Consider the following 22,872-nt stretch of genomic DNA (forward strand, 5'->3'; position numbering starts at 1 on the left):
GTCGTCAGGGTCAGGAGCGGACGAGCCGGGCGATCGCCTGGCTGGCCTCGCGCACCTTCTCGTCGGCGGCGTCCCCGCCCTCGGCGACGGCCTCGGCGACGCAGTGCGCCAGGTGGTCCTCGAGCAGCGACAGCGCGACGCGTTCGAGCGCCCGGTTCGCCGCCGAGATCTGGGTGAGGACGTCGATGCAGTACGTCTCGTCCTCGACCATCCGCGCGATCCCGCGCACCTGCCCCTCGGCGCGACGGAGTCGCTTGAGCAGGTCGTCCTTGTCGCCGATGTACCCGACGTGTTCGTGCATGTCCGCCTCCACCGTTCTCAATACGGTACCCCCCTAGGGTATTCCTTTCCTTGTCCGGTGCAACTGATGGCATGATCGGCGCATGGACCCCTCGACGACGAACGGATTCCGCCGGCTGCGGTTCTCCGACGGCGAGGGTTCCGACTACTCCGAGATCTTCACGGCCGAGTACGGCGGCTCGGACTTCGCCTCCGAGACCTTCGCCACCGACGACACCCGGTACGAGTACACGGTCGTGGGCGACGACGACCTGTCGCTGCGCACCATGCGGGCCGAGGGCGGCCGACGCGGTGGGGTCATCGGCGTGCGGGACGACCACGTGGTGTTCTGGCTCACCAAGGGCCGGCTCGAGATGCACTTCGCCGACCGCACCCGCGTCGTCGAGCCGGGCAGCCCGTACATCGCGTCGGCGTCCGAGGCCTACCGGTTCGAGTCCGACGGCACCGTCTACAACGGCGTGCACGTGTCCGACCGGTTCCTGCGGAGCGTCGGCCGCGACCTCGGCTACCGCCTGCCCGACGGCCCACTGTTGTTCGACCAGCAGGACGAAGTCGTCGCCCGGCGCGAACCCCTGCGGCACCTGATCCGTGAACTCGGGCCAGCCCTGGTCGACGACCGCGTGCTCGGGCCGATGCGGACCGCCCTGAACCGCCGGCTGGCCGTCGTCATCCTCGACACGTTCCCCATCCGGAACCGCGGCGACGACGTGCCCGTGGCGAACCGGCTCCGCGACGCGATCCGCTTCATCGAGCTGCACGCCGCAGAACGCCCCTCCGTCCCCACCATCGCCGCCGCCTGCGGACTGAGCCAGCGCGGGCTGCAGGACGTCTTCGCCCGGACACTCGACACCACCCCGCACCGCTTCCTGCGCGACCACCGCCTGGACCGTGTGCGCGAGGAGCTGCTCCGCGCGGACCGGGGTGGCCCGGTCGCCCCGGCGGACTGTCCGCTCGTGTCCTCCGGCATCGCCGCGATCGCCCGCCGCTGGGGCTTCACCAACCCGGGCCGGTTCGCCGAGACCTACCGCGACCGGTTCGGTGAGGACCCGGCCGTGACGAAGCGCGCGTCGCTGGCTGCGCAGCCGGAGGCCGGCAAGGCGTCGTGGCGTGTCCGTCGTGCGGTGTCGTACATCGAACAGCACCTCGACGACCCGCTCACGCTCGACGACATCGCGGCCGCTGCAGGGGTGCTCCCCCGACGGCTGCAGCAGCTCTTCCGCGAGGAGCGCGGCGATTCCCCCATGGCCTGTGTCCGTGCCATGCGGGCCGCTGCCGAGCGCAACGGCGCGGCCGGAAACGGCTGAAAGGCCGGACGGAACACCCCGGGGGTACACACAGATCCCCGGATTTCCGGGGTTCCCTGGATTCCTCCCGAATCCGAGAAGTCGTGTGTGACGAATCTCTTCCACAGCCCGTCTCATCCGTGAACAGCAACCGCTGGGAACGCCCGGCGGGTCAACGGAAGGAACGAACATGGCTGACACCATCACCCCCACCCCGGCCACCACGGCGACCCGTGCCACCTCGCACGCCGGCACCAGCGGCGTCACCGGCAAGACCGTCATCGACGACACCGTCGTGTCGAAGGTCGCCGGCATCGCCGCCCGTGAGGTCAACGGCGTGCACTCCCTCGGCAACGGTGCAGCCCGTGCCATCGGGGCCATCCGCGACGCGATCGGCCAGCGCGACTTCGGTCAGGGCGTCAAGGTCGAGGTCGGCGAGAAGCAGGTCGCCGCGGACATCGTGATCGTCGCCGAGTACCCGGTGTCGCTCCAGCAGGTCGCCGACGGCGTCCGTGCCGGTGTCGCCCGTGCCCTCGAGCAGATCGTCGGCATGGAGGTCGCCGAGGTCAACGTGACCGTCCAGGACGTCTACATCCCGGGCGACGACGACGACAACGACGACGAGAAGAAGGAAGCCCGAGTCGCATGAGCAACACGCTGATCGGCGCCCTCATCGGCGCAGTCCTCGCCGTCGTGGCACTGCAGTTCGGGTTCTGGGGCTTCGTGCTCGTCATCGTCTTCGGTGCGATCGGGGCCCTCGTCGCCGCACTCGCCACCGGGCGCATCGACCGCGGTGCCCTGACCGACGTGCTGACCGGACGCCGGAGCTCCCGGTGAACGCCGGCCCGGACGTCCCGGGCCGCGTCGAGATCACCGCACGCGCGCTCACATCGCTGGCGCGGGCCGTCGCAGCCGAAGGGCTCGGCGCCCCCGCCAAGCGGGTGCGCGTCGGACTCGGCGACGCGTCGGGAGCACTGTCGCTCGACATCACCGGGCCGATCGCCGCGAGCGACGACATCGTCTCCGGGTCGATCCGGATCGCGGACCAGGTCAAGGGTCGCGTGAGCGACCTGACCGGGCGCCGCGTCGGCAGTGCCCACATCGAACTCACCGGGATCGTGCGCGAGCACGAGTCCCGTGCCCGCTAGGAGGCCATCATGAGCAACGGTTCCGTCGAACGACGCATCCGTCGTCGGAGCGTGCACCGCTCCCGCTCCACAGCAGTGGCGGTGGCACTCGTCGTGCTCGCCCTGGTGGCCGCCTGGATCGGCACCGAGGCGGTGCTCAGCGCCATCGGACGCCCGCCGCTGGTCGCCGACCCCCAGACCGTGGTCGACACGGCGCTCCGTCCGGACGCCGCGTTCGTCACCGTCGTCGAGGTCATCGCGGGTGTGCTCGTCGTCCTCGGCGTCGTGCTGGTCGTCCTGGCGCTCAAGCCCGGCCGCCAGCACCGATCGGTCGTCGAGCACGAGCGCGGTGCGGTCGTCATCGATGCCCGCATCGTCGCCTCCACCGCGGCGAACGCTGCAGGCATGGCGGCCGGTGTCCCCGAGGGGAACGCCTCCGCCACCGCCCGTGGCCGTTCCACCGAGGTCCGCATCGTCCCCGTCACCGGTGTGCCGGTCGACGAGGCGAGCGTCCGCGCCGCCGTCGTGGAGCGTCTGAGCGGTCTCGACGAGCGCTTCGGCCGACGCGTCCGCGTCCGGGTCGAGGAGAAGGGAACCCTCGCATGACCAAGAGCAACCGGACCCTCAACCGGATCATCCTGTTCGTCCTCGGCCTCGTCGCCGTGGTCGTCGGGATCGCGATGGGCGCGGGCGTGCTGCCCGCCGTCCAGGACGCCGTCAAGCCGTACATCGACCTCCCCCGCAGCCTCGACGTCCCCGCGTCCGCGCTGTGGATCGTCGCCGGGGCCGCGGCCCTCGTGATCGTCCTGTCGCTCGTGTGGGTGTTCACCCGCGGTGGTGGCGGCACGTCCGTCGCCGTCCGGGAGCACTCGGGCGACGATGCGGTCACCGTCAACGTCGCACTCGTCCGGGACGTCCTCGAGCACGAACTCGCGGGTGTCCGCGACGTGGTCGGGTCCCGTGTCGACACCTACCTCGTCCGCCGGCAGCGCGCCGCCCGGATCCGTGTCGCGGTCCGCCGCGGCGGGGACGCCGTCAGCGTGCTCGACGCCGTCGACCGAGCCGTCGCGGTCCTCGACCGCACCCTCGGCCGTCCGGTCCCGGTGCTCGTGCACCTAACCGGCGGTACCCGCTCCGCGCTCGCGAAGTCGACCCGCGTCCACTGACACCCTTCAGCCGGACGCACCCCGGGCCTCCCGGCCCACCACCACACCACCGGGCGTACGCCCACTCACGAAAGGACCCGTCATGGGACTCGACGACAAGATCAAGAACGCCGCTCAGGACCTCGCCGGCAAGGCGAAGGAAGCCGTCGGCAACCTGACCAACGACGACTCGAAGGTCGCCGAAGGCAAGAAGGACCAGGCCGCTGCGAGCGCGAAGCAGACCGGCGAGGACGTCAAGGACGTCTTCAAGAAGTAGGTCGCACGACCGCATCGGGGCACCCGTCGAACGGGTGCCCCGATGCGTCCCGCGCAGATCCCGAACGAGGAGGAACCATGCAGCACGACCCCCATGCGAACACGCAGGTCACCGAGGTGGCGCTGCCCGCAGCACTGACGGAGCCGCTGCCCGACGACGCGAGCACCGCGACGATCGTCGCGCGCACCGCGGCGGAGACCGCGCTCGGCGTGCCCGGCGTGCACCACCTCGGCGGGATCACCGCCCGTGCCGCCGACCAGCTGCGGAAGCAGCTCGGCCGTTCGGCGGGCACCACCGGCGTGCAGGTCGACGAACAGGACGGCGTGCTCACCGTGCAGGTCGCCGTCGTCGTCAGCTACCCGCACCCGGTGCTGGACGTCGCCGCCGAGGTCCGCCAGCAGGTGACCGCCGCGACCCGACAGCTGTCCGACCTCCGCACCTCGGTCGACGTGCGCGTCCTCGACGTGCACGGTCCGTTCGACGACGAGCAGTCCCCGCTCGGCCGCGCCGCCGAGCAGGCGACCGATGCAGTCAAGCAGGCGGCGGAGTCGACGGGCGAGGCCGTCAAGCAGGCTGCCGAGACCACCGCGGACGCCACCAAGCGCGCCGCGACGGCCACGGCGGACGTGACGAAGCAGGCAGCGTCGGCCACGGCGGACGCGACGAAGCAGGCTGCCGACGCCACCGCCGACACCACCAAGCGTGCCGTCGACGCCGCCGCAGAGACGGGCGAGCGTCCGCGTGACGCCGCCTCGGAGTCGCTCGCCCGGGCATCCGAGCAGGCCGCCGACGCGGCATCGTCCGCGAAGGACGCCGCCGAGCAGGCCCGCGACGTCGTCGTCGACACAGCCGGCACGACCCGCGACCGGGCCGCCGACGCTGCCGATGCCGCGGCGGACGCGGCCGACGACGCAGCCGTCGCCGCCGATGCGGCAGCGGATGCCGCAGTGGCTCCCCGTCACCGGGACCAGCCGTGACCACCGCCTGGTCCGGAGGGCGCCGGTCCCGCGACCGGCGTCCCCGACCCCGCGGCGTCTGGATCGCCGGCGGCATCGGGGTCTTCCTCGTCCTCGCCGTCGCGGTCGGCGGCTTCCTGCCGCTGGTCGGGTTCCTCGGCGGGGTCACCGCCACCACCGCCGGCCTCGTACCGTTCCCGTTCGTCCGCGTCACCCTGATCGCCGTCCTCGGCGCGGTCGTGGTGCTCGCCCTGCTCCTGCTCGCCCTGACCCGTCGGCACACCGCGACCGCGACGACCGCCGTCGTGCTCGCCGTCCTGGTGAGCCTGGCCGTCACCCTGGTCCCCGTCGTCCTGGTCGCCGTCGGCTCCGCCGACCGCGCCGGCGACGTCTGGCCGATCGTCACCGAGCTCTGGAACCGCTTCACCGGCTGACGTCGTACGCACGGTCCCGGCCGGGAGGCCCGCCCCACCCGACCAGGTCGGCCCACCCGGGTGGTCCCGGAGTCCACTGCCCGTCCGCTAGCCTCGCGACGTGAAGCGTCTCTCCCCCGGCCAGCGCTGGGTCATCGGTCTCGGCGCGTTCGCGCTCGTCTGTCTCGTCGTCGGCGTCATCGGGCTGGTGGTCGGGATCACGAACCGGTACGGGTGCCTCTCCGATTCCGAGATCTGGCCGCAGTCCCGCTGCCTCGGCGACGACTCCGGGATCTACTGGGGCAGCGCCCTCGGCATCATCGGCCTGCTGCACCTCGGGGTCACCGGCCTGGCCGGTGCACTCGTCTGGACCTCGACCCCGTCGATCGCGCCGCGTCCCGTCAAGCGTCCGACCCCGCGCGCCGGTGAGACGCACCGGGTCTTCTCGTACGGCACGCTCCAGCAGCCCCTCGTGCAGGAGTCGCTGTTCGGCGACCACGTCCCGACCACGCCGGACTCCCTGCCCGGCTGGCGGCTCGAGTGGGTGACGATCACAGACCCGGAGGTCATCCGGACGAGCGGCTCCGACCGGCACCCGATCCTGCGCCGCGGCGCAAAGGACGACGTCGTCGAGGGTGTTGCCCTGACGCTCGGGTACGAGTGGCAGCTCCGCGCGGTCGACGGCTACGAGGTCGCCGACTACCAGCGCATCCGGGTCACGCTGGCCTCGGGCTGGACGACCTGGGTCTACGTGGCGGCCGACGAGGCCTGAGCCGCGGCGCGCAGCCGTTCGAGCCCCTCGTCGATCGACACCGACGGGGTCCACCGCAGGTCGCGCCGGGTCCGCCGCTGGTCGAACCAGTGCGCCGTCGAGAGCTGTTCGGCCAGGAACCGGGTCATCGGCGGCTCGTCCTCGCCCGGTCGGACCCGCCAGACGGCCTCGACCACGGAGCCCGCGGCCCGCGCCACCGCGGCCGGCACGTGCCACTGCGGCGGTCGGACACCCGACGCCGTGCAGATGCCGGCGAGCAGGTCGGCGACCGGTCGGGGCTCGCCGTTCGTGACGACGTAGGCGTTGCCGTGGACGCCGTCGTCCTCGACGTGTTCGAGCGCCGCGACCATGGCCGTCGCGGCGTTGTCGACGTAGAGCGTGTCGATGAGCGCGGCACCGGAGTCGAGCAGCGGGAGCCGTCCGGCCCGAGCACGCTCGACGATCCGTCCGACGAGCTGCGTGTCGCCCGGACCCCACACCAGGTGCGGCCGGACCGCCACGACGGCGAAGTCCGGGGCGTCGGCGTCGAGTGCCAGGAGCTCCGCCGCGGCCTTGGTGCAGGCGTAGTCGCCACGGGCACGGGACGGTTCGGCCGGACCGGCATCGGCCCCGACGAGCGACGACCCGGTGTGCGCGACCGACGGTGACGACACGAAGACGAAGCGCCCGACCCCGGCGGTACGGGCGGCCTGCAGCAGTGAGCGCGTGCCCTCGATGTTGATCCGGGCGAAGTCGGCGGGGTCCCCGGCGAGCGACACCTTGGCGGCCAGGTGCACGACGGCCTCGATCCCGTCGACCGCGCGGGCGATCGCGGCGTCGTCCGTCATCGTCCCGGCGACGTCCTGCACGCCCGACACCCCGGAGGGACGGCGCTGGAAGGTCCGGACCTCGTGCCCGGCGTCCCGCACGGCTGCGGCGGTGGCCTGCCCGAGGAAGCCGCTGGCCCCGGTGACCAGGACCTTCACGGGCGGACCATCCGTCCGCCGGACAGCACCGCGGCGGCCCAACGGGACAGCCGGGTGCGGTCGACCTTGGAGTTGTGCCGGATGTCGGTCGGCAGCACGGGCACGACGAGCACCGCGGCGAGGGGCACCCCGGCGGCGGCACGGACCGCCGCGGCGAGCGACGGCGACGCCAGACCCGGCCGTCGCACGGCGGGGTCGGTCTCGACGACGGCCACCACCTGCTGCGTGCCGACCGGACCGATGCCCGCGACGCCGGCGCGTCCGACACCGTCGACGCCCTCGATCCGCTGCTCCGGCCCGACCGGCGTGACGACCCGGTCCGGGGTGGTGAGCACGTGCTGCAGCCGGCCCTCGACCCAGATCCGTCCCGCGGCGTCCAGGTGTCCGACGTCTCCGGTGCGGTGCCCGCGCGGGTCGTCGACGCCGAGGCGCGAGACCCGGTCGGTGCGCCAGAGCCGGTCGTAGTGGTCGCGTACGTGGGGTGCCGCGACGACGATCTCCCCGGTGACTCCGGGCTCGTCCGTCAGGGCTCCGGTCGAGTGACCGGAACCGTCGAGCGGTGCGATGCGGACGCGGACGTTCGCTGCCGGTACCCCGACGCAGATCCCCTCGTCGTCGGACCGGCCGGCGGCACGGACCCCGTCGAGGTCGACGTCGGTCATGAGCAGTCCCTCGGTCATGCCGTAGGGGGTGTGTGCGCTGGCGTTCGGCATCAGCTCGGTCGCCGCGGTCAGCAGCGCAGCCGAGACGGGCGCCCCAGCCGACAGGAACAGCCGCACGCCCTTCAGTGCCTGCCGGTCGGCGTCGGTGAGTTCCGATGCGGTCGCGACGACGTTCGCCAGGGCCGCGGGCGACAGGAACACCACGGTGGCGTCGGCCGCGGCGACCGAGGCCGCGACCGCCTTCGCTGTCAGGGTGCGCGGCGCGGTGACGTCCATGTCGGGCGCGACCGACCGTGCCCCGAGGGCCGGGCCGAGCAGCGCGAACGGTGCGAACCCGGCAACGAGGCCGGTGCCGACTCCGACGTCGTACTGGGTGGCCAGCGCGTCCCGGACGGCGCTGAGCTGCCCGTGCGTGTACACGACGCCCTTCGCCGGCCCGGTCGATCCCGAGGTGAAGAGCACGGCCGCGGGTGCGTCCGGCGACGGTGCCGCCGGCAGCGCGGCGCCGTGCGCGAGACGGCGGGCGCCACGGCGGGCGACGTCGACGAGCGTGTGCTCCACCCGCAGCGCCTTCCGTGCCGGTGCGGGCAGCGAGAGCGTCGCGATGCGTCGCCCCGGCCAGCCGAGGGCACGCGCGGCCCCGAGCCCGGGCAGCGCGCCGATGATCCAGTCGGGTCGGGCGCCGCGGACCGCGCGGGTCAGGCCGCCGAGTCCGAGACCGGCGTCCGCGACGACGACGACCGCGCCGATCCGCACGCAGGCGTACAGGACGGCGGTCAGGTCGGCGCCGGGGGTCACCAGGAGCGAGACACGGTCGCCGCTCCGGACGCCCAGGTCGTCGAGTCCGGCGGCGATCTCGTCCACCCGTCGGGCGAGCAGCCGCCACGTGATCGTGCGGGGGCCACCGGCTGCGGCCATCTCGACCAGCGCTGGTTCGTCACTGGCACGCAGTTCGTCGAGCCGTGCCCAGAGCGGCGGGGTCGACGGTGCAGGCTGGCCCGGGTCCACGGCGTCGGCCTGGAGGCCCGCGGGGGCCTGCGCAGGACGGCCACCGTCCGGCAGACGGTCACCGAGCCAGTCGAACACCGCGCCCGCCACGTCGGCGTCATCAGGCAGCAGGTGCCCGGCGCCCTCGAACCGGTGGACGTCGGCGTGCGGCACACGTTCGGTCAGGTCGTCCAGGTAGCGCTCGAGGAACACCGGGTCGCGCGGACCCCAGAGCAGGAGCGCCGGCACGTCGAGCGCGGCGACCCCGGCGGCGATGCGGTCGAGTTCGGGGGCACTCCGGTGCCGGGCGTCGACGGGGATGTCCGCGACGAAGCCCCCGATGCCACCGCGACGGGCGGCACCGCGGTAGGGCGCCCGGTAGCCGTCGGCTGTGGCCCGGTCGAGCTTCGGGTGCGCGATGGCCAGGGTGGTCTCGAGGAACGCCGGGGTCACGACCGTCGCGCGGCCGAGCATCCCCGGGCCGAGGGCGAGCCGCAACGGTGCGGGGATCGGGGCGTCGTCGGGCTGGTGCACGGCGGTGTTGCACGTCATCGCGGCGGCCAGCACGTCCGGGTGGTCGACCGCCCATCCGAGCGACACGACACCGCCCCAGTCGTGGCCGAGGGTGACGACCGGTCCGGTCAGCCCGAGTTCGTCGGTCAGGGCTCCCAGGTCCGCGACGCGCTGCGCCAGTCCACGCTCGACGCCGGTGCGCTCCGAGAACCCCATGTCGAGCTGGTCGACGGCGACCACGCGCCAGGCCGGTCCGCCGGCCCGGGCGACCTCGAGCGAGGTGCGGAGCACCGACCGCCACAGGTACGACCAGGTCGGGTTGCCGTGCACGCACAGGATGGTGCCGACCGGTTCCACGCCGAGCGCGGCCAGGGACCCGGCCGTGTCGAGGAGGTGCCAGGTGCGCGCGGCGCGATCCGTGCCTCCCCTGCGGTCTCCGGACCACGCGGGGACCGTGACCAGACGCGACCAGGCCGGGTCGAGGCCGGGCAGGGAGGGCGGCTGCGTCGCCGGAGCCGTGCTCGCGGCGACGCGGGGCAGCCGGGACGTCACCAGTGGAGTTCCATCATCGCCGTGTTGATGCCCGAACCGACGCCACCCAGGAACACGCGGTCACCGCGACGGATGCCGCCGGAAGCGACCTCGTCGGCGAGGGTGATCGGGATCGACGCGGGGCCGACGTTGCCGAACCGCTGGTACGTGGTGGGGACCTTGTCGCGCGGGATGCCGATCGCCTCGACGAAGGCGTTGGTGTGCACGTCGGAGACCTGGTGCAGCACGTAGCGGTCCATGTCGGCCCAGTCGAAGTGGGCGCGGGCCTCGGTCCAGGCGGCGACGACGAGCTCCATGCCGCCCTTGAGCAGCATCTTCGCGTCCGTGAACATGCCGTCGACGCTGCCCACGCACAGGTCGTACCACTGGGTCGCCGCGCGGGTGACGCCGCCGACGATCCGGTGTCCTTCGGGGTGCAGGTCCGCCGGGCCGAGCACGGCTGCGGCAGCACCGGACCCGAGGGTCAGGCTGGCGAACTCGCTCATGAAGTCCTTGCGGTTCCGGCCGCCCTGGTTCAGACGGTCGATGGTGTTGAGCTGCACCTGGTCGGCGTCCTCGCCGTCGACGACGAGCGCGTACTTGATCTGCCCGGAGTCGATCATCCCCGCGGCGACGCTCATGGCGTTGACGAAACCGAGGCAGGCGTTCGCGATGTCGAAGTTGATGGCGGACGACGGCAGCCCGAGACCGTGGTGCAGGCGGACTGCCACCGACGGCTCGAGGTGCGGACGCGTCACCGAGGTGTTGATGAGCAGCCCGATCTCGTCCGGACGGACCCCGGCTTCGGCCATGGCACGGCGGCCCGCGTCGATCGCGGCGTCCTGGAAGGTCTGGCCCTCGCCCCAGTTGCGACGCTCGATGACCCCGGCGACGCGCTCGAGCAGCCCCATCGGCAGACGGAGTCGACGGAGGACCCCACGGAGCTTGGCCTCGATGTCGGCCGAGGTCGTCACACGTTCCGCCGTGGTGGTCGCCACGGAGAGCAGTGAGACGTTCCGGTGCTTCGCCGTGGCGTTGCCGGGCTGCTCCGGTTCACTGCTCGATGCCTGGTCGACCGGCCGTTCCGTCATGATCGTCACCGACACATACTTCCGCATCTGGCCTGTGTGCGCGATCCGGATGCGCTGGACGGCTCGGGATCAGACGTCCTTCGGCAGCTTCCGCACCTTCGCACGCCGCTTCCGACGCTCCGGGATCATCGACCGCATCTCCTCGAGCTTGCCGAAGCAGAGCAGGCGGTCCCCCGGCTCGAGGGCGACGCCACTGCGCGGGTTCGGGATGACGTTCGAGCCGCGGTGCAGCGTGAGGACCGTGATGTCCCGGTCCCAGAGCCCGGACTCCTTGATCGTCTTGCCGACCAGGTCGGCGTTGGTGTGCACGAGGAGCTCGGCGACGCCGTAGCCGGTCGAGACGGACAGCCGCTGGCGGACGTCGATCTCGGGGAACGCGACCTGGTTCGCGATGAAGTCGACGATCGCACCGGCGATGTCGAGGCCGGTGGCACGCTCGACGCCCTCGAGCCCTGGCGAGGAGTTGACCTCCATGACGAGCGGCCCGTCGTTGCCCTCGAGCATGTCGACGCCGGCGACCTTGAGGCCCATGATCTGCGCCGAGCGGACGGCCACGGCCTCGTACTCGGGCGAGAGCGTGACCTTCTCCACGGTGCCGCCGCGGTGCACGTTGGAGCGGAACTCGTCGCCCGAGGCGGTCCGACGCATCGCCGCGACGACCCGGTCACCGACGACGAGGGCCCGGATGTCACGACCGCGGCTCTCGGCGATGAACCGCTGGATCAGGACGTTCTGCTTCGTGGAGTGCAGGGTCTCGACGATCGACTCGGCCACCTTCGCCTCGGGTGCCAGGATCACGCCGATGCCCTGCGTACCCTCGAGGAGCTTGATGACGACGGGCGCGCCGCCGACCCGTTCGATCGCGCCGCGCACGTCGTTGCGCCCGGCCACGAAGGTCGTCGCCGGCATGCCGATGTCGTGCCGCGACAGGATCTGGTTCGCCCGGAGCTTGTCGCGCGAGTTCGTGATGCCGTTCGCCGTGTTCGGCGTGTAGACGTCCATCTGCTCGAACTGGCGCACGACGGCGGTGCCGTAGTAGGTGATCGAGTTGCCGATGCGCGGCAGCACCGCGTCGTAGTCGCTCAGCAGCTTGCCGCGGTAGAGCAGGTCCGGGTCGTCACCGGACAGGTCGATCGCGAAGCGCAGGGTGTTGAGCACCTTGACCTCGTGACCGCGGTCGAGTGCCGCTGCGCGGAGGCGCTGGGTCGAGTACGCCTGGGGCGCGCGCGACAGGATGGCGAGTTTCATCGAGGGGTTCTCCGCTGGGTCGGATCGACGGCGACGGTCCATCAAAGCATGCGGACGTGGCCACGGAGCATGCGACAGGATGGGCACATGGCCCGAGCTCCGAAGTCCTCCGACAGCGGGCTCGTCGTCGCCGGGTGGCGGGAGTGGGCGGGACTGCCGGACCTCGGCGTGCCGTGGATCAAGGTGAAGCTCGACACCGGCGCCCGGAGCTCCGCGTTGCACGCCTTCGACCTCGAGGAACTGCCCGGCGAGCGGGTCCGGTTCTCGCTGCGCCCCTGGCAGGACACCGATGCCGACGCCTCCACCATCGAGTGCGACGTGCACGACCGGCGCATCGTCCGCAGCTCGACCGGGCACACCCAGGAGCGCATCGTCGTCCGCACGCGGATCGCGTTGGCCGGGCAGGTCGTCGAGTCCGAGGTCACCTTGAGCAACCGGGACCAGATGGGGTTCCGGATGCTCGTCGGTCGCGAGGCACTCCGGCAGGGCTTCCTCGTCGATCCTGCACGGTCCTTCATGGCCGGGCGGGCTCCGAAGGAGATCCGGCGCCGCAACCGCGGTCGCGCCTGAGCGCTCCTGAGCGCTCCTGGTCACGCGGCACGGGCCGTCGCGGTGACCGGTCGACGGCCTGGAGGCGCGGTGCGGGGCCGCCACGGGCCTCCCGTCCGCCTCGACGCGCGACCCGGGCGCTGGTCGGGACGCTGGTCGGCTCAGCGACCCAGGTGGCGGCCGAGGAAGGCGAGCTGCTGGGGCGCCAGGCGGCGCCAGTAGCCGTGCGTGTGGGCGCCGGGTGCGAAGCCTCCGGCCGGAGGCGTGGCGAAGCCGTCGACGTAGGCGTGCACCGCCGGCGCGAACCCGTCCCCGTTGCCGCAGTCGACGCGGACGGCGACACCGTCCAGAGCGCGCTGCCGCCCGAGGACGGTGTTCGCGCGGAAGTCCGCGGCGTCGTCGAAGGCGCCGCGAGCGGTGTCGGCGGCCGACTTCCAGAGCGCGGGGCTGATGGCCGAGACCGCCCGGACGCGCGAGGCACCGAGGACCCCTGCGAGCCGGAGGGCGCCGAAGCCACCCATCGAGTAGCCGGTCAGGGCGAGGCGGTCCGTGTCGAAGCCGCGGCGGGCGATCAGGGGCAGGAACTCGTCGACGACCATCGCGGCGGGGTCGTCGCCGTCGGCACGCCGGTGCCAGTACCGGTTGCCGCCGTCGATCGAGGCGATCGCGAACGGTGCTCCTCCGTCGGCGACGTGCGCTGCGAGGAACCGGTCGTAGCCCAGGCTCCGCCCGAAGAACGAGGTGTGGTCGTCGCCGTAGCCGTGCAGGGCGACCGCCACCGGCAAGGGGGTGTCGGACGCCGGGGCCGCGATCGTCCAGCCGACGGTGCGGCCCTTCCGCGCGGTCGACACGAAGGTGCCGGAGGTGGTGGGGACGGGCTCGACGTCGGGGACCGTGCCGTCGGTGCCGTCCAGACCGAGGACCCGGTACAGGGTCGAGCGCCCGGGCAGCAGGCCGAGGTTGATCCCCTCGGCCACGGCTCCCGCGGCGACGACGCCCGTGCCACCGATGAGCAGGGAACGCCGCGTGATCGTGGCAGCACGCGATCGGGTCATGTGGTGGGCGCCGTTCCGTCTGGGGTGTGTTCCCGGATGAGGGACGCGGCGACGGACCGTGCCGTCGTCGTGTCGAGCGCGGGGTCGCGCAGTCGCATCGCAAGGTAACCGGAGACGATGAGGAGCAGCTGGTCGGCGAGGGCCCCGGCACGGGGACCGACCACCGGCACCGCCCGTGCCACGAGCCGCCGGCGCAGGGTGGTGGTCTCGAGGTCCAGGACCTGTCGGACCTCGGCGGGGGCGTCGGCGTACTCGGCGGCGGTGCCGAGGAAGGCGCACCAGCGGGAGCCCGTGGGCGTCGAGCGGTAGTCGTCGAGGGCGTCGAACACCGCCAGGAGTCGGCCCAGGTCGTCCCGTTCGGCGGCGACCGCACGGTCCCAGGTGGCGATCCAGTCCTCGTGGCGACGGGTGAGTGCCGCGGCGACCAGGGACTCCTTGCTCGCGTAGCCGCGGTACAGGGTGGCCGTCGAGACCCCGGCCCGTTCGAGGACGGCGTCGATCGGGGTGGCGGCGATGCCCTGTGAGAAGAAGAGCTCCTCGGCGGCGTCGAGCAGCCGTTGCTCGGTCCCTGGGCGCATCACCATGAGAGCACCCTAGGCTCTGAAAAGTGAAACGATCGTTTTCGTTACGACATCGACTGCTCCTGGTGAGCGGACTCGGCCTGATCGCCGCCACCTACGGCCTGGTGCGCCTGGCGTACGGGCTGTTCCTGCCCGACGTGCAGCGGGACCTGGGGCTCCGGGCAGACGCCGCCGGGTGGGTCTCGTCGGGTGCCTCGGCGCTGTACTGCGTCGGCGCGGTGGCCGGGTTCGTGCTCGCCGCACGGATGCCCCGCGTGCTCGTCACGGTCGCCACCCTGGTGGCCGGGATCGGTGCGATCGCCATGGCGACGGCCGGCGGCTCGCTGGCGTTCGGCGTCAGCGCCGTGCTCGCGTCGGCGGGGGCCGGACTCGCGTCCCCCGCCCTCGTCCGGATCGTCGCCGAGCAGGTGCCGTCGGCGCTGCTCGGTCGAGCGCAGGCGATCGTGAACGCGGGTACCGGCCCGGGGCTCGTGGGTGCCGGGGTGCTCGCACTCGTGCTGCTGCCCGACTGGCGGACGGCCTGGGCGGTGTCCGGGGTGTTCGCCCTGGCCGTCGGAGCGCTGCTGCTCGTGGTGTCCCGCGGCGGGGCTGCTGCGTCCCGGTCACCGCTGCCCGGTGTTCCCTGGTTCGCGGCGCACCGAGGGGTGCTCGTGCTGGCGCTGCTGTTCGGGGCGGGGTCCGCCGTCGTCTGGACCTACGGACGTTCGGCGCTGGTGGAGGCCGGTGCGTCGGTCGTCGTCTCGGTGTCGGCCTGGATCGCGCTCGGGATCGGCGGAGCGGCCGTCGTGGTCACCGCGCGGTGGACGAACGGCTTCCGCGCCCGGACGCTCTGGGCGGTCACGGCGGGTTCGGTCGCCGTCGCCGTCGTGGTGCTGGGGGCAGCGCCGCAGTCGACGGTCGCGGCGCTGCTGGCGTGTGCCGTGTTCGGCTGGGGCTACACGGCGGCGACCGGGGCGCTGATCGCGTGGACGACCGAGATCGATGCCGAGCGCTCGTCGGCGGGCACGTCGATGCTGTTCGTCGCGCTCGTGCTCGGGCAGGCCGTCGGTGCGGCGGCTGCCGGAGCGCTCGTCGGTGCGATCGGGTTCGTCGCGACGTTCGTGGTCGGGGCGGGTGTGACCGCGGCGAGCGCCGTCCCTGCGGTGGTCCGCCGGCCGGGTGGGGTCCGTGCCGTCAGAGCAGCGGGCGGAGCTCGATCTTCCGGTTGCACGCCTGCGACGCCTGGTGCGCCACCCGGGCAGCCGTCTCGGCGTCGGAGAGGTCCATGACCCAGAACCCGGCGACGTACTCGTCGGGGTCGGGCCGGTTCGTCGTGTCGACCGCGCCCCCGCGGGCGTCGACCACGGTGGCGTCGGCTGGCGCGGAGACCCCGGCGGCGAACACGATCGCGTCGCCCATCCGCTCGTTGAAGGCGTCGACCGCGGCGGCTTCGGCGTCGGTCGCGGAGTACGTGTTGCCGACGGCGGCGGCCTGACCGTCGTCGATGACGTTGACGAGGAACTGCATGGCGTCTCCCCTGCTCGTTGGCGGGAGGCTACTCCTGCCGTGCACCGACCGACGCGTTCGGTGCGAAGCTGCTGTTCCGCTGGGACATCCGCGGACGCGGCAGTTTCACGTTTACCATCTGTGAACATGAACACTTCCACTCGAGAAGCTGCAGCCGGGACTCTCCTCAGGCACGGGCGCGGCTGGCAGACACCGGTGTTCCTCTGCAGTGCCGCCGTGGTCGCGTTCTTCGTGTTCGTGGTCGAGGGGCTGGATGCCCCGCGGCTGCCGATCCTCGCGGTCGCCGCGGTCGTCGTCATCGCGCTGTGGCTCGTCGCGAGTACCCGGCGGGTCGTCCCCCGCGGCGGCAACCGACTGATGACCGTCGCCTGGGTCGCAACCGGTGTCCTGTACGTCCTCGCCGTCGCTCCGCTCGATGCCGCGCTGCTCCGAGGACTCGACGGGTCGACGTCGGTGCTGGCGTGGGGAGTGACCTCGCTCGTCGTCGCAGCGCCACTCGTCGTGGCGGCGGTGCAGGCTCGGCCGAGGCGTCGATGACGAGCGGCTCCCACCCTCGGCACGAACTCGACGACCGGATCCACTCGCCGGTGCGGTTCTCCCTGCTCGCTCTGCTCAGGACGGTGGACGAAGCGGAGTTCGGCATCGTCCGGGACGCACTCGAGGTCAGCGACTCAACGCTGTCCCAAGCAGCGGCGACCCTGGGAGAGGCGGGGTTCCTCCGCATCCGCAGACTTCGCATCGGGCGGAGCACGAGGAGCTGGCTCGCCCTCACCGACGCAGGACGAGATGCGTTCGAGCGGCACTTCGCCGTCATCCGGGCGATCGCCGAGCCCGCTGGGTGACCAGAGCACCGTGACGCGAGCGGATGCCGAGCAGTTCAGCGTGGTGGCGACATCGCACGGGGATTCCGCTAGCGTTTCGCGAGTGGGGACGACGGCGGAGTGGTCGCGACTGCCGGTGGGGCGGCACGAGTACCGGCAGGACACGGTGCTCGCAGTTGTGCTGGCCGGCGGGCTCGCCGTCACGACGTTCCTGTACGGGTCGGCCGGTACGTACGGTGACGACCAGGCCGCCTGGTGGGTCTCCGCGCTGATGATCGTCGCGAACGCCGCCCCGATCGCGTTCCGCCGACGGTTCCCGATGTCGGTGGCCCTGGTGTCGGCGCTGGCGTTCGCCGCAACGCAGCTGCTCCAGGTGCCCGAGGTCTTCCTCGTCAACTTCACGCTCTTCATCGCGCTGTACACGGTGGGCGCCTGGTGCTCCGACCGGGTGCGAGCCGAAGCAGTGCGCTGGGTCGTCATCGGCGGCATGTTCGCGTGGCTGTTCGTCGCGATCTCGTTCGGGTGGGCGTCGCCGAACGCACTGCCGAACGACACGGACTCCCCGGTGGCGCCCTACGTCGCGATATCGCTGCTCAACATCGTCATCAACGTGATCTACTTCGGCGCCGCCTGGTACGCCGGCAACCGGGCCTGGGCCTCCGCGGTCGCACGACACGAGCTCGCGGAACGCACCGCTGAACTCGCCGCCGAGCGGGAGCGGTCCGCGGCGCAGGCCGTCACGATCGAGCGGGTGCGGATCGCCCGCGAGCTGCACGACGTGGTCGCCCACCACGTCTCGCTGATGGGCGTGCAGGCGGGTGCTGCACGGCGCGTGATCGACCGCGACCCCGCGCAGGCCACCGCCTCGCTCGGGGTGGTCGAGGAGAGCGCCCGCACCGCGGTGGAGGAACTCCGGCGGATGCTCGGCACCCTGCGCTCCGACGACGACGCGTCCGGCCTCGGGGCGGCCGGTGGCGACGGCCCGAGCACCGAGGGCATCACACGGATCGCTGAGCTGGCCGAGTCCGCCCGGGTGGCGGGCCACCCCGCCGAGTACGTCGTCGTGGGTGACGAGCGCCCGGTGCCGCCGACGGTGGCCGCGGTGGCGTACCGGATCGTGCAGGAAGCGGTGACGAACATCCTCAAGCACGCCGGCCCGACCGCCCGCGCCGACGTCCGGCTGCGGTACCTGGACGACGGCGTCGAGGTCGAGGTCACCGACGACGGGCTCGGTGCCCGTGCTGCCCGGAGCACCTCCGGCAGCGGCCTCGGACACGTCGGGATGCGGGAACGCGTCGCGGCTGTGGACGGACGGATCGAGATCGGGCCACGAGCCCGGGGAGGCTACCTGGTGCGGGCATGGCTGCCGACGACCTGACCATCGTGCTGGCCGACGACCAGGAGCTCGTCCGCGCCGGGTTCCGCGTGATCCTGGAGTCCGAGCCCGGGTTCCGGGTCGTGGGCGAAGCCGCGGACGGCGCCGGGGCGGTCGAGGCCGTGCAGGAACTCCGTCCGGACGTCGTCTGCCTCGACGTGCAGATGCCGGGCGTCGACGGGCTCGAGGCGGCACGGCGGATCGCGGCGCTGCCGGCCCCGCCGGCGGTGCTCATCCTCACGACGTTCGACAGCGACGACGCGCTGTTCCAGGCGCTCGAGGCGGGAGCGAGCGGGTTCCTGTTGAAGAACGCCTCCCCCGAGCGGCTGATCGACGCCGTGCGGACCGTCGCCGCCGGGGACGCCCTGCTCGCGCCGGACGTCACGCGCCGGGTGATCAGCCGGGCGACGGCGTCCGCTGCGGTGCAGCCCTCGGCGACCACCACGACCGCGACACCTTCGACGACGGGCGACGATGCACTCGCCGTGGCCGGGCTCACCGAGCGGGAGACCGAGGTGCTGCGGCTCCTCGCCCGGGGCCTGAGCAACGCGGAGATCGCCGCCGAGCTCTACGTCGGGGACGCCACCGTGAAGACCCACGTGTCGAACGTGCTGCAGAAACTCGCACTGCGCGACCGCATCCAGGCCGTCGTCTGGGCGTTCGAGCACGGCGTCGCCGGCTGACCGAGCCGACCAGAACCCGCACGAACCGAACAAGCCCGCACGGTGCCGACTTCGCAGACATGGCCGCACCGTGCGCCTTCCTTCAACCCGTGCAGCGTTGACCGCACCGTGCGCCGCCAGAACGACGCACCGAGCAACCAAACCCGCACCAGCCCAACAAGCCCGCACCGTGCCCACCACCGCACCCCACGCCCGCACCGTGCGCCTTCGTTCAACCCGTGCGGCGTTGACCGCACCGTGCGCCGCCAGAACGACGCACCGAGCAACCAAACCCGCACGAGCCGAACAAGCGCGCACCGTGCCGACTCGCACCCAGCGCGCGCCGTGCCGAGCCGGACCGACGCGCGGTCCTCCCCCACGCGGTGGAGCCGACCACCCACCCAAGTCCCGCCTGGCGGCGGAGGCGGGGCGTGCCTCCCGGCCAATAGCGTCGGACGGAGCGACGACCAGCGTCGCGACGAAGGGGAACGACATGCTCACCATCGAAGGGGTGACCAAGCACTTCGGCGACCGCCGGGTGCTCGACGACGTGGGGTTCACGGTCGGCAGCGGCCGCCTCACCGGCTTCGTCGGCGGCAACGGTGCCGGCAAGACCACCACCATGCGCATCATGCTCGGCGTGCTCCAGGCCGATGCGGGCACGGTCTCGATCGACGGCACCGCGGTCCGCCCCGCCGACCGCCGCCGCTTCGGCTACATGCCCGAGGAACGCGGCCTGTACCCGAAGATGCCGGTGGCCGAGCAGATCACCTACCTGGCCCGGCTGCACGGGGTCGACAAGCGCGCCGCGACGACCCGCACCGGCGAGCTGCTCGAACGCCTCGAACTCACCGCACACGCCGGCGACCCCGTCGAGAAGCTCTCGCTCGGCAACCAGCAGCGCGTGCAGATCGCGGCGGCGCTGGCACACGACCCCGAGGTGCTCGTGCTCGACGAGCCGTTCTCGGGCCTCGACCCGATGGCCGTCGACACGGTACTCGGCGTCCTGCGCGAGACCGCGGCCCGGGGCGTCCCGGTGCTGTTCTCGAGCCACCAGCTCGACGTGGTCGAGCGGCTCTGCGACGACGTCGTCGTCATCGCCGGTGGCACGATCCGCGCCGCCGGTCCGCAGGAGGAGCTCCGCAAACAGGCCGGTCCGGCCGCGTGGGAGCTGCTGGTCGACGGGGACGTCGCCTGGCTCCGCGACGAGCCGGGTGTGGCCGTGCGGGAGTTCGACGGCGGGTACGCGGTCTTCGAGGCCGACGCCGCCACCGCCCAGCGCGTCCTGCAGCGTGCCGTGCAGCACGGCACCGTCGGGTCGTTCTCGCCGCGGGTGCCGCGGCTCAGCGAGGTCTTCCGGGAGGTCGTCCGATGAACAACTCCTTCGTGCAGGCCGTGCGGCTCGTCTCCGCACGTGAGATCCAGGCACGCATCCGCAGCAAGGCCTTCGTGGTCTCGGCGCTCATCCTGATCGGCATGGTCGTCGCGTCGATCGTCGTCGGCGGGGTCGTGAGCAAGGCCACCGCCGACGACACCACCCCGGTCGCGGTCGTCGACGGCGTCTCGCTGCCGACCACCAGTGGGCTCGACGTCACGCAGTCGGCATCGGTCGACGACGCCGAACGGCTCGTGACCAAGGGCGACGTGGACGCCGCGATCGTGCCGTCGGACGACCCGCTCGGCTACAAGGTCGTCGGGCTCGACGAGGCACCGTCCGAGGTCGTCTCCGCGTTGAGCGTCACCCCGCGCATCGAGTTGCTCGACCCGGACGCACTGCCCGGTGGCCTGGTGTACCTCATCGCCATCGCGTTCGGCGTCGTGTACTTCGCGTCGGCGGTGACGTTCGGCCAGTCGATCGCGCAGAGCGTCGTCGAGGAGAAGTCGACGCGGGTGGTCGAGATCCTGATGTCCGCGATCCCGGCCAGGGCGCTGCTCGCCGGCAAGGTCCTCGGCAACAGCATCATGGCCTTCGCCCAGATCGTCGCGGTGGCCGTCGCCGCCATCGTCACGTTGGCGGTGACCGGGCAGGACAACATGTTCGCGATGCTCGGCCCGAGCATCCTGTGGTTCATCGGCTTCTTCGCGATCGGGTTCGTGCTCCTCGCGTCGCTGTTCGCCGCGGCGGCCGTGCTGGTGTCACGCCAGGAGGACGTCGGCAGCGTCACCACCCCGGTGATGATGCTCGTGATGATCCCGTACTTCCTGATCATCGTCGCGTACGACAACCCGACGATCCTCGGCATCATGTCGTACGTGCCGTTCAGTGCCCCGATCGGCATGCCGATGCGGATCTTCCTGGGGACAGCCGAGTGGTGGGAGCCGATCCTGTCGCTCGTCATCGTCGCCGCTTCGGTGGTCGCGGTCGTGGTCATCGGTGCCCGCGTCTACGAGAACGCCCTGCTCCGCACCGGCAGTCGCGTGAAGCTGTCGGAGGCGCTGCGCGGCTGACGCCGCCAGCCGGACGGGCCCGGCAGACCAGGCAGGCCCGGACTGGAGGCCCGACCCACGTGAGCAGATCTGCTCACGCGGGGCGGGCCTCCAGTCCGTTGCCCGGCGCCGGTCAGGCGGTCAGGGTCGCGAAGGCGGACCGGTGCCAGACCAGCGGGTTGTGCGCGAAGTCGGACATGAGCCCGAGCACCCGGAGCACCACGATGTCGTGGTCGCCGGCCGGGTAGGTGTGCTCGACCGAGCACTCCAGCCAGATCGGGGCCCCCTGCAGGAACACCGCACCCGTCTCGGCGACCGTCGTGTCGACACCGACGAAGCGGATCGACTTGTCACGCGAGGCGAGCTGCCGGGTGACCTGCGCGTGCCCCTCACCGAGGATCGAGACGCCGATCGTGCCGGCGTCCCGGAGCACCGGCCACGTGGTCGACGTGTGCTGCACCGCGAACATCACGAGCGGCGGGTCCTGCGAGACGCCGACCGTGAACGAGGACGCCACGAGCACGGTCGGTTCGCCGTCCACGACGGCGGAGAGCGCGGCGACGCCGCACGGGAACCCGGAGAACGCCTGCTTGAGCGCGGACAGGTCCGGGGCCTCGGTGGAGTAGGGGCTGATCATGACGCGGTTCCTTCCTGGTGGACGGCGGCCGCGCCGAGGACGACGTCCTGCCAGCGGGCGAGCCACACGTCGGTCGATGCGGGGTCCGAGTACTGCTTGTCGTTGAGGTACAGGGCGGGTGCGACGACGGTCGCGCCGAGTTCGACCAGCACCGGTTTGAGGAAGACCTCGGGGGCGAGGGCATGGGCCGGGCCGGCGCCGAGCATGAGCGGCACCGCGACGACGCCGGCGAGTCCGTCGCCGGTGCCGAACTGGTCGAGGAACAGCTTGAGCACGCCGGTGTAGGTCGCCTTGAACGTCGGCGACGCGACGACGACGAGGTCCGAACCGGCGACGGTCCGGACGGCGTCCGACACGGCGGCGTCACCCCAACCGAGCAGGCCGGCACCGAGGTCGATGACGTCGACGACGTGGTCGGGGGCGCGGCCGGTGAGCCGTTCGAGCACGACCGTCGCGGCGTCGAGCGTCCGTGAGGCCGGCTTGGGGTTGCCGGCGACGACGGTGGTGATCATCGGGGTGCTCCTGTCGGTGGGCGGGTGGTGGGTGCGGGGGTGTTCGTGGAGCGTGTGGTTCGTGCAGCGGGTCGTTGGTGCAGTCCACCGCTCGTTCGTTTCGCCGCCGTGCCGCGTCCGTATCGGGTGGGTTACGCCAGCTGTCCCTGCCCCGTGGCACCCGAATGTCCCGGTCAGCGGGGCTGCGCGTCCGGGTCTCCCGGCCATTCCGCCAGGCACGGTCCTCGCTGACCGCACCGAATTGTGAGAGCGCCGTTTCCGGAAGTCGCCTCGGATGGGTCCGGCGTGTTTCGCCCCGCCGTCGCCGGCCCGTCACCGCCCGGATCCGCCCCTGCTCGCGGGTCGGTGGCGCAGTCGTCCACCCCGGATCGGCGGGGCGGACGCCGCTCGGCGTCGGGCGCCGCAGGTGGCCTAACACCAGCGAAACAAACGCCTAACAGGACCGTTACCGGGCGACCGCCTGCCGGTGCCCCGCGG

The 22,872-nt window shown here is 72.3% G+C and carries 28 protein-coding genes; 18 read left to right on the forward strand and 10 right to left on the reverse strand.

The features are described from left to right. Nucleotides 1-10 precede the first annotated feature (10 nt). Complete coding sequence (locus DEI98_RS07490) at nucleotides 11-301, reverse strand: metal-sensitive transcriptional regulator (protein ID WP_027466001.1); 291 nt, start codon at nucleotides 299-301, stop codon at nucleotides 11-13. 82 nt (nucleotides 302-383) lie between these two features. Between DEI98_RS07490 and DEI98_RS07495 the strand changes: the two genes are divergently transcribed. The 10 genes from DEI98_RS07495 (at nucleotide 384) to DEI98_RS18885 (ending at nucleotide 6,273) form a co-directional block, all read left to right on the forward strand. Continuing rightward, nucleotides 384-1,604, forward strand: a complete 1,221-nt coding sequence (locus DEI98_RS07495) for an AraC family transcriptional regulator (protein ID WP_111100376.1) — start codon at nucleotides 384-386, stop codon at nucleotides 1,602-1,604. Nucleotides 1,605-1,773: 169 nt separating this feature from the next. Beyond that, nucleotides 1,774-2,232 (forward strand): Asp23/Gls24 family envelope stress response protein, encoded by a 459-nt coding sequence (locus DEI98_RS07500; RefSeq protein WP_111094497.1) that lies wholly within the window; start codon nucleotides 1,774-1,776, stop codon nucleotides 2,230-2,232. Continuing rightward, nucleotides 2,229-2,420 (forward strand): DUF2273 domain-containing protein, encoded by a 192-nt coding sequence (locus DEI98_RS07505; RefSeq protein ID WP_017885412.1) that lies wholly within the window; start codon nucleotides 2,229-2,231, stop codon nucleotides 2,418-2,420. Before DEI98_RS07500 ends, DEI98_RS07505 begins: the two co-directional genes overlap by 4 nt. Next, the gene (locus DEI98_RS07510) at nucleotides 2,417-2,731 is read left to right on the forward strand and encodes a hypothetical protein (RefSeq protein ID WP_017885411.1); all 315 of its coding nucleotides are present in this window, start codon (nucleotides 2,417-2,419) and stop codon (nucleotides 2,729-2,731) included. The genes DEI98_RS07505 and DEI98_RS07510 overlap by 4 nt, the downstream gene beginning before the upstream one ends. 9 nt (nucleotides 2,732-2,740) lie before the next feature. Then, nucleotides 2,741-3,316: a DUF6286 domain-containing protein gene (locus tag DEI98_RS07515; RefSeq protein ID WP_110864127.1), complete on the forward strand. Its 576-nt coding sequence runs from the start codon at nucleotides 2,741-2,743 to the stop codon at nucleotides 3,314-3,316. After that, the gene (locus DEI98_RS07520) at nucleotides 3,313-3,876 is read left to right on the forward strand and encodes a hypothetical protein (RefSeq protein ID WP_111100377.1); all 564 of its coding nucleotides are present in this window, start codon (nucleotides 3,313-3,315) and stop codon (nucleotides 3,874-3,876) included. Before DEI98_RS07515 ends, DEI98_RS07520 begins: the two co-directional genes overlap by 4 nt. An 82-nt stretch (nucleotides 3,877-3,958) precedes the next feature. Beyond that, on the forward strand, nucleotides 3,959-4,132 hold the full coding sequence (locus DEI98_RS07525) for a CsbD family protein (protein ID WP_071246087.1): 174 nt from the start codon (nucleotides 3,959-3,961) through the stop codon (nucleotides 4,130-4,132). A gap of 77 nt (nucleotides 4,133-4,209) precedes the next feature. Beyond that, nucleotides 4,210-5,109, forward strand: a complete 900-nt coding sequence (locus DEI98_RS07530) for an Asp23/Gls24 family envelope stress response protein (protein ID WP_111100378.1) — start codon at nucleotides 4,210-4,212, stop codon at nucleotides 5,107-5,109. Next, nucleotides 5,106-5,522 carry an MFS transporter permease gene (locus tag DEI98_RS07535; protein WP_111100379.1) on the forward strand — a complete coding sequence of 139 codons (417 nt, stop codon included), beginning with the start codon at nucleotides 5,106-5,108 and terminating at the stop codon, nucleotides 5,520-5,522. Before DEI98_RS07530 ends, DEI98_RS07535 begins: the two co-directional genes overlap by 4 nt. A gap of 100 nt (nucleotides 5,523-5,622) precedes the next feature. Next, nucleotides 5,623-6,273: a gamma-glutamylcyclotransferase family protein gene (locus DEI98_RS18885; protein WP_258370768.1), complete on the forward strand. Its 651-nt coding sequence runs from the start codon at nucleotides 5,623-5,625 to the stop codon at nucleotides 6,271-6,273. On the opposite strand, the gene DEI98_RS07545 is transcribed toward DEI98_RS18885, so the two are convergent. The 4 genes from DEI98_RS07545 to DEI98_RS07560 form a co-directional block, all read right to left on the reverse strand. Then, nucleotides 6,249-7,238 (reverse strand): NAD(P)-dependent oxidoreductase, encoded by a 990-nt coding sequence (locus DEI98_RS07545; protein ID WP_111100380.1) that lies wholly within the window; start codon nucleotides 7,236-7,238, stop codon nucleotides 6,249-6,251. The genes DEI98_RS18885 and DEI98_RS07545 overlap by 25 nt on opposite strands. Beyond that, nucleotides 7,235-9,952, reverse strand: coding sequence for an alpha/beta fold hydrolase (locus DEI98_RS07550; RefSeq protein WP_258370769.1), 2,718 nt, complete (start codon nucleotides 9,950-9,952; stop codon nucleotides 7,235-7,237). The genes DEI98_RS07545 and DEI98_RS07550 overlap by 4 nt, the downstream gene beginning before the upstream one ends. Beyond that, a complete protein-coding gene (locus DEI98_RS07555) occupies nucleotides 9,949-11,022 on the reverse strand; it encodes a 3-oxoacyl-ACP synthase III (protein WP_042537701.1) in 1,074 nt (357 codons plus the stop codon). The genes DEI98_RS07550 and DEI98_RS07555 overlap by 4 nt, the downstream gene beginning before the upstream one ends. A 69-nt stretch (nucleotides 11,023-11,091) precedes the next feature. Then, nucleotides 11,092-12,270, reverse strand: a complete 1,179-nt coding sequence (locus DEI98_RS07560) for a RimK family alpha-L-glutamate ligase (protein ID WP_110861118.1) — start codon at nucleotides 12,268-12,270, stop codon at nucleotides 11,092-11,094. An 87-nt stretch (nucleotides 12,271-12,357) separates the two neighbouring features. Between DEI98_RS07560 and DEI98_RS07565 the strand changes: the two genes are divergently transcribed. After that, on the forward strand, nucleotides 12,358-12,840 hold the full coding sequence (locus DEI98_RS07565) for a RimK/LysX family protein (protein WP_111100381.1): 483 nt from the start codon (nucleotides 12,358-12,360) through the stop codon (nucleotides 12,838-12,840). Between the two features lie 140 nt (nucleotides 12,841-12,980). On the opposite strand, the gene DEI98_RS07570 is transcribed toward DEI98_RS07565, so the two are convergent. Both DEI98_RS07570 and DEI98_RS07575 read right to left on the reverse strand, forming a co-directional pair. After that, entirely contained in the window at nucleotides 12,981-13,874 is an 894-nt protein-coding gene (locus tag DEI98_RS07570) for an alpha/beta hydrolase family protein (protein WP_111100382.1), read from the reverse strand. After that, nucleotides 13,871-14,458 (reverse strand): TetR/AcrR family transcriptional regulator, encoded by a 588-nt coding sequence (locus DEI98_RS07575; RefSeq protein WP_071405954.1) that lies wholly within the window; start codon nucleotides 14,456-14,458, stop codon nucleotides 13,871-13,873. Before DEI98_RS07575 ends, DEI98_RS07570 begins: the two co-directional genes overlap by 4 nt. Nucleotides 14,459-14,520: 62 nt before the next feature. Here DEI98_RS07575 and DEI98_RS07580 point away from each other — a divergent pair, with 62 nt between their 5' ends. Continuing rightward, nucleotides 14,521-15,723, forward strand: a complete 1,203-nt coding sequence (locus tag DEI98_RS07580; protein ID WP_220037073.1) for an MFS transporter — start codon at nucleotides 14,521-14,523, stop codon at nucleotides 15,721-15,723. Here the strand turns inward: DEI98_RS07580 and DEI98_RS07585 are convergent. Next, nucleotides 15,629-15,961 (reverse strand): YciI family protein, encoded by a 333-nt coding sequence (locus tag DEI98_RS07585; protein ID WP_111100384.1) that lies wholly within the window; start codon nucleotides 15,959-15,961, stop codon nucleotides 15,629-15,631. The two genes, DEI98_RS07580 and DEI98_RS07585, sit on opposite strands and share 95 nt — an antisense overlap. Nucleotides 15,962-16,087: 126 nt before the next feature. On the opposite strand from DEI98_RS07585, the gene DEI98_RS07590 reads away from it, so the two are divergent. The 6 genes from DEI98_RS07590 to DEI98_RS07615 all read left to right on the forward strand — a co-directional run bounded on the left by DEI98_RS07590 (nucleotide 16,088) and on the right by DEI98_RS07615 (nucleotide 21,267). Next, a complete protein-coding gene (locus DEI98_RS07590; protein WP_146243462.1) occupies nucleotides 16,088-16,498 on the forward strand; it encodes a hypothetical protein in 411 nt (136 codons plus the stop codon). Continuing rightward, entirely contained in the window at nucleotides 16,495-16,803 is a 309-nt protein-coding gene (locus DEI98_RS07595; RefSeq protein ID WP_111100386.1) for a transcriptional regulator, read from the forward strand. Before DEI98_RS07590 ends, DEI98_RS07595 begins: the two co-directional genes overlap by 4 nt. A gap of 82 nt (nucleotides 16,804-16,885) precedes the next feature. Next, nucleotides 16,886-18,160: a sensor histidine kinase gene (locus tag DEI98_RS07600; protein ID WP_258370771.1), complete on the forward strand. Its 1,275-nt coding sequence runs from the start codon at nucleotides 16,886-16,888 to the stop codon at nucleotides 18,158-18,160. After that, entirely contained in the window at nucleotides 18,142-18,840 is a 699-nt protein-coding gene (locus tag DEI98_RS07605; protein WP_111100387.1) for a response regulator transcription factor, read from the forward strand. The genes DEI98_RS07600 and DEI98_RS07605 overlap by 19 nt, the downstream gene beginning before the upstream one ends. A 472-nt stretch (nucleotides 18,841-19,312) precedes the next feature. After that, entirely contained in the window at nucleotides 19,313-20,194 is an 882-nt protein-coding gene (locus tag DEI98_RS07610) for an ABC transporter ATP-binding protein (RefSeq protein ID WP_071245065.1), read from the forward strand. Next, nucleotides 20,191-21,267, forward strand: coding sequence for an ABC transporter permease (locus DEI98_RS07615; RefSeq protein ID WP_111047316.1), 1,077 nt, complete (start codon nucleotides 20,191-20,193; stop codon nucleotides 21,265-21,267). Before DEI98_RS07610 ends, DEI98_RS07615 begins: the two co-directional genes overlap by 4 nt. Nucleotides 21,268-21,379: 112 nt before the next feature. On the opposite strand, the gene DEI98_RS07620 is transcribed toward DEI98_RS07615, so the two are convergent. Together DEI98_RS07620 and DEI98_RS07625 are read right to left on the reverse strand one after the other, a co-directional pair. Further along, nucleotides 21,380-21,883, reverse strand: a complete 504-nt coding sequence (locus DEI98_RS07620; RefSeq protein WP_071405947.1) for a flavin reductase family protein — start codon at nucleotides 21,881-21,883, stop codon at nucleotides 21,380-21,382. Further along, nucleotides 21,880-22,395: an NADPH-dependent FMN reductase gene (locus DEI98_RS07625; protein WP_071405946.1), complete on the reverse strand. Its 516-nt coding sequence runs from the start codon at nucleotides 22,393-22,395 to the stop codon at nucleotides 21,880-21,882. Before DEI98_RS07625 ends, DEI98_RS07620 begins: the two co-directional genes overlap by 4 nt. Nucleotides 22,396-22,872: the final 477 nt, after the last annotated feature.

Source organism: Curtobacterium sp. MCLR17_034 (assembly GCF_003234485.1).
In the GTDB taxonomy this organism is placed as follows: Bacteria; Actinomycetota; Actinomycetes; order Actinomycetales; family Microbacteriaceae; genus Curtobacterium; species Curtobacterium flaccumfaciens.

Coding starts and splice junctions, on each gene's coding strand:
- DEI98_RS07490 (WP_027466001.1), bottom strand. CDS start 301: ATGCACGAACACGTCGGGTACATCGGCGACAAGGACGACCTGCTCAAG.
- DEI98_RS07495 (WP_111100376.1), top strand. CDS start 384: ATGGACCCCTCGACGACGAACGGATTCCGCCGGCTGCGGTTCTCCGAC.
- DEI98_RS07500 (WP_111094497.1), top strand. CDS start 1,774: ATGGCTGACACCATCACCCCCACCCCGGCCACCACGGCGACCCGTGCC.
- DEI98_RS07505 (WP_017885412.1), top strand. CDS start 2,229: ATGAGCAACACGCTGATCGGCGCCCTCATCGGCGCAGTCCTCGCCGTC.
- DEI98_RS07515 (WP_110864127.1), top strand. CDS start 2,741: ATGAGCAACGGTTCCGTCGAACGACGCATCCGTCGTCGGAGCGTGCAC.
- DEI98_RS07520 (WP_111100377.1), top strand. CDS start 3,313: ATGACCAAGAGCAACCGGACCCTCAACCGGATCATCCTGTTCGTCCTC.
- DEI98_RS07525 (WP_071246087.1), top strand. CDS start 3,959: ATGGGACTCGACGACAAGATCAAGAACGCCGCTCAGGACCTCGCCGGC.
- DEI98_RS07530 (WP_111100378.1), top strand. CDS start 4,210: ATGCAGCACGACCCCCATGCGAACACGCAGGTCACCGAGGTGGCGCTG.
- DEI98_RS07555 (WP_042537701.1), bottom strand. CDS start 11,022: ATGACGGAACGGCCGGTCGACCAGGCATCGAGCAGTGAACCGGAGCAG.
- DEI98_RS07560 (WP_110861118.1), bottom strand. CDS start 12,270: ATGAAACTCGCCATCCTGTCGCGCGCGCCCCAGGCGTACTCGACCCAG.
- DEI98_RS07565 (WP_111100381.1), top strand. CDS start 12,358: ATGGCCCGAGCTCCGAAGTCCTCCGACAGCGGGCTCGTCGTCGCCGGG.
- DEI98_RS07570 (WP_111100382.1), bottom strand. CDS start 13,874: ATGACCCGATCGCGTGCTGCCACGATCACGCGGCGTTCCCTGCTCATC.
- DEI98_RS07575 (WP_071405954.1), bottom strand. CDS start 14,458: ATGGTGATGCGCCCAGGGACCGAGCAACGGCTGCTCGACGCCGCCGAG.
- DEI98_RS07585 (WP_111100384.1), bottom strand. CDS start 15,961: ATGCAGTTCCTCGTCAACGTCATCGACGACGGTCAGGCCGCCGCCGTC.
- DEI98_RS07590 (WP_146243462.1), top strand. CDS start 16,088: ATGAACACTTCCACTCGAGAAGCTGCAGCCGGGACTCTCCTCAGGCAC.
- DEI98_RS07595 (WP_111100386.1), top strand. CDS start 16,495: ATGACGAGCGGCTCCCACCCTCGGCACGAACTCGACGACCGGATCCAC.
- DEI98_RS07605 (WP_111100387.1), top strand. CDS start 18,142: ATGGCTGCCGACGACCTGACCATCGTGCTGGCCGACGACCAGGAGCTC.
- DEI98_RS07610 (WP_071245065.1), top strand. CDS start 19,313: ATGCTCACCATCGAAGGGGTGACCAAGCACTTCGGCGACCGCCGGGTG.
- DEI98_RS07615 (WP_111047316.1), top strand. CDS start 20,191: ATGAACAACTCCTTCGTGCAGGCCGTGCGGCTCGTCTCCGCACGTGAG.
- DEI98_RS07620 (WP_071405947.1), bottom strand. CDS start 21,883: ATGATCAGCCCCTACTCCACCGAGGCCCCGGACCTGTCCGCGCTCAAG.
- DEI98_RS07625 (WP_071405946.1), bottom strand. CDS start 22,395: ATGATCACCACCGTCGTCGCCGGCAACCCCAAGCCGGCCTCACGGACG.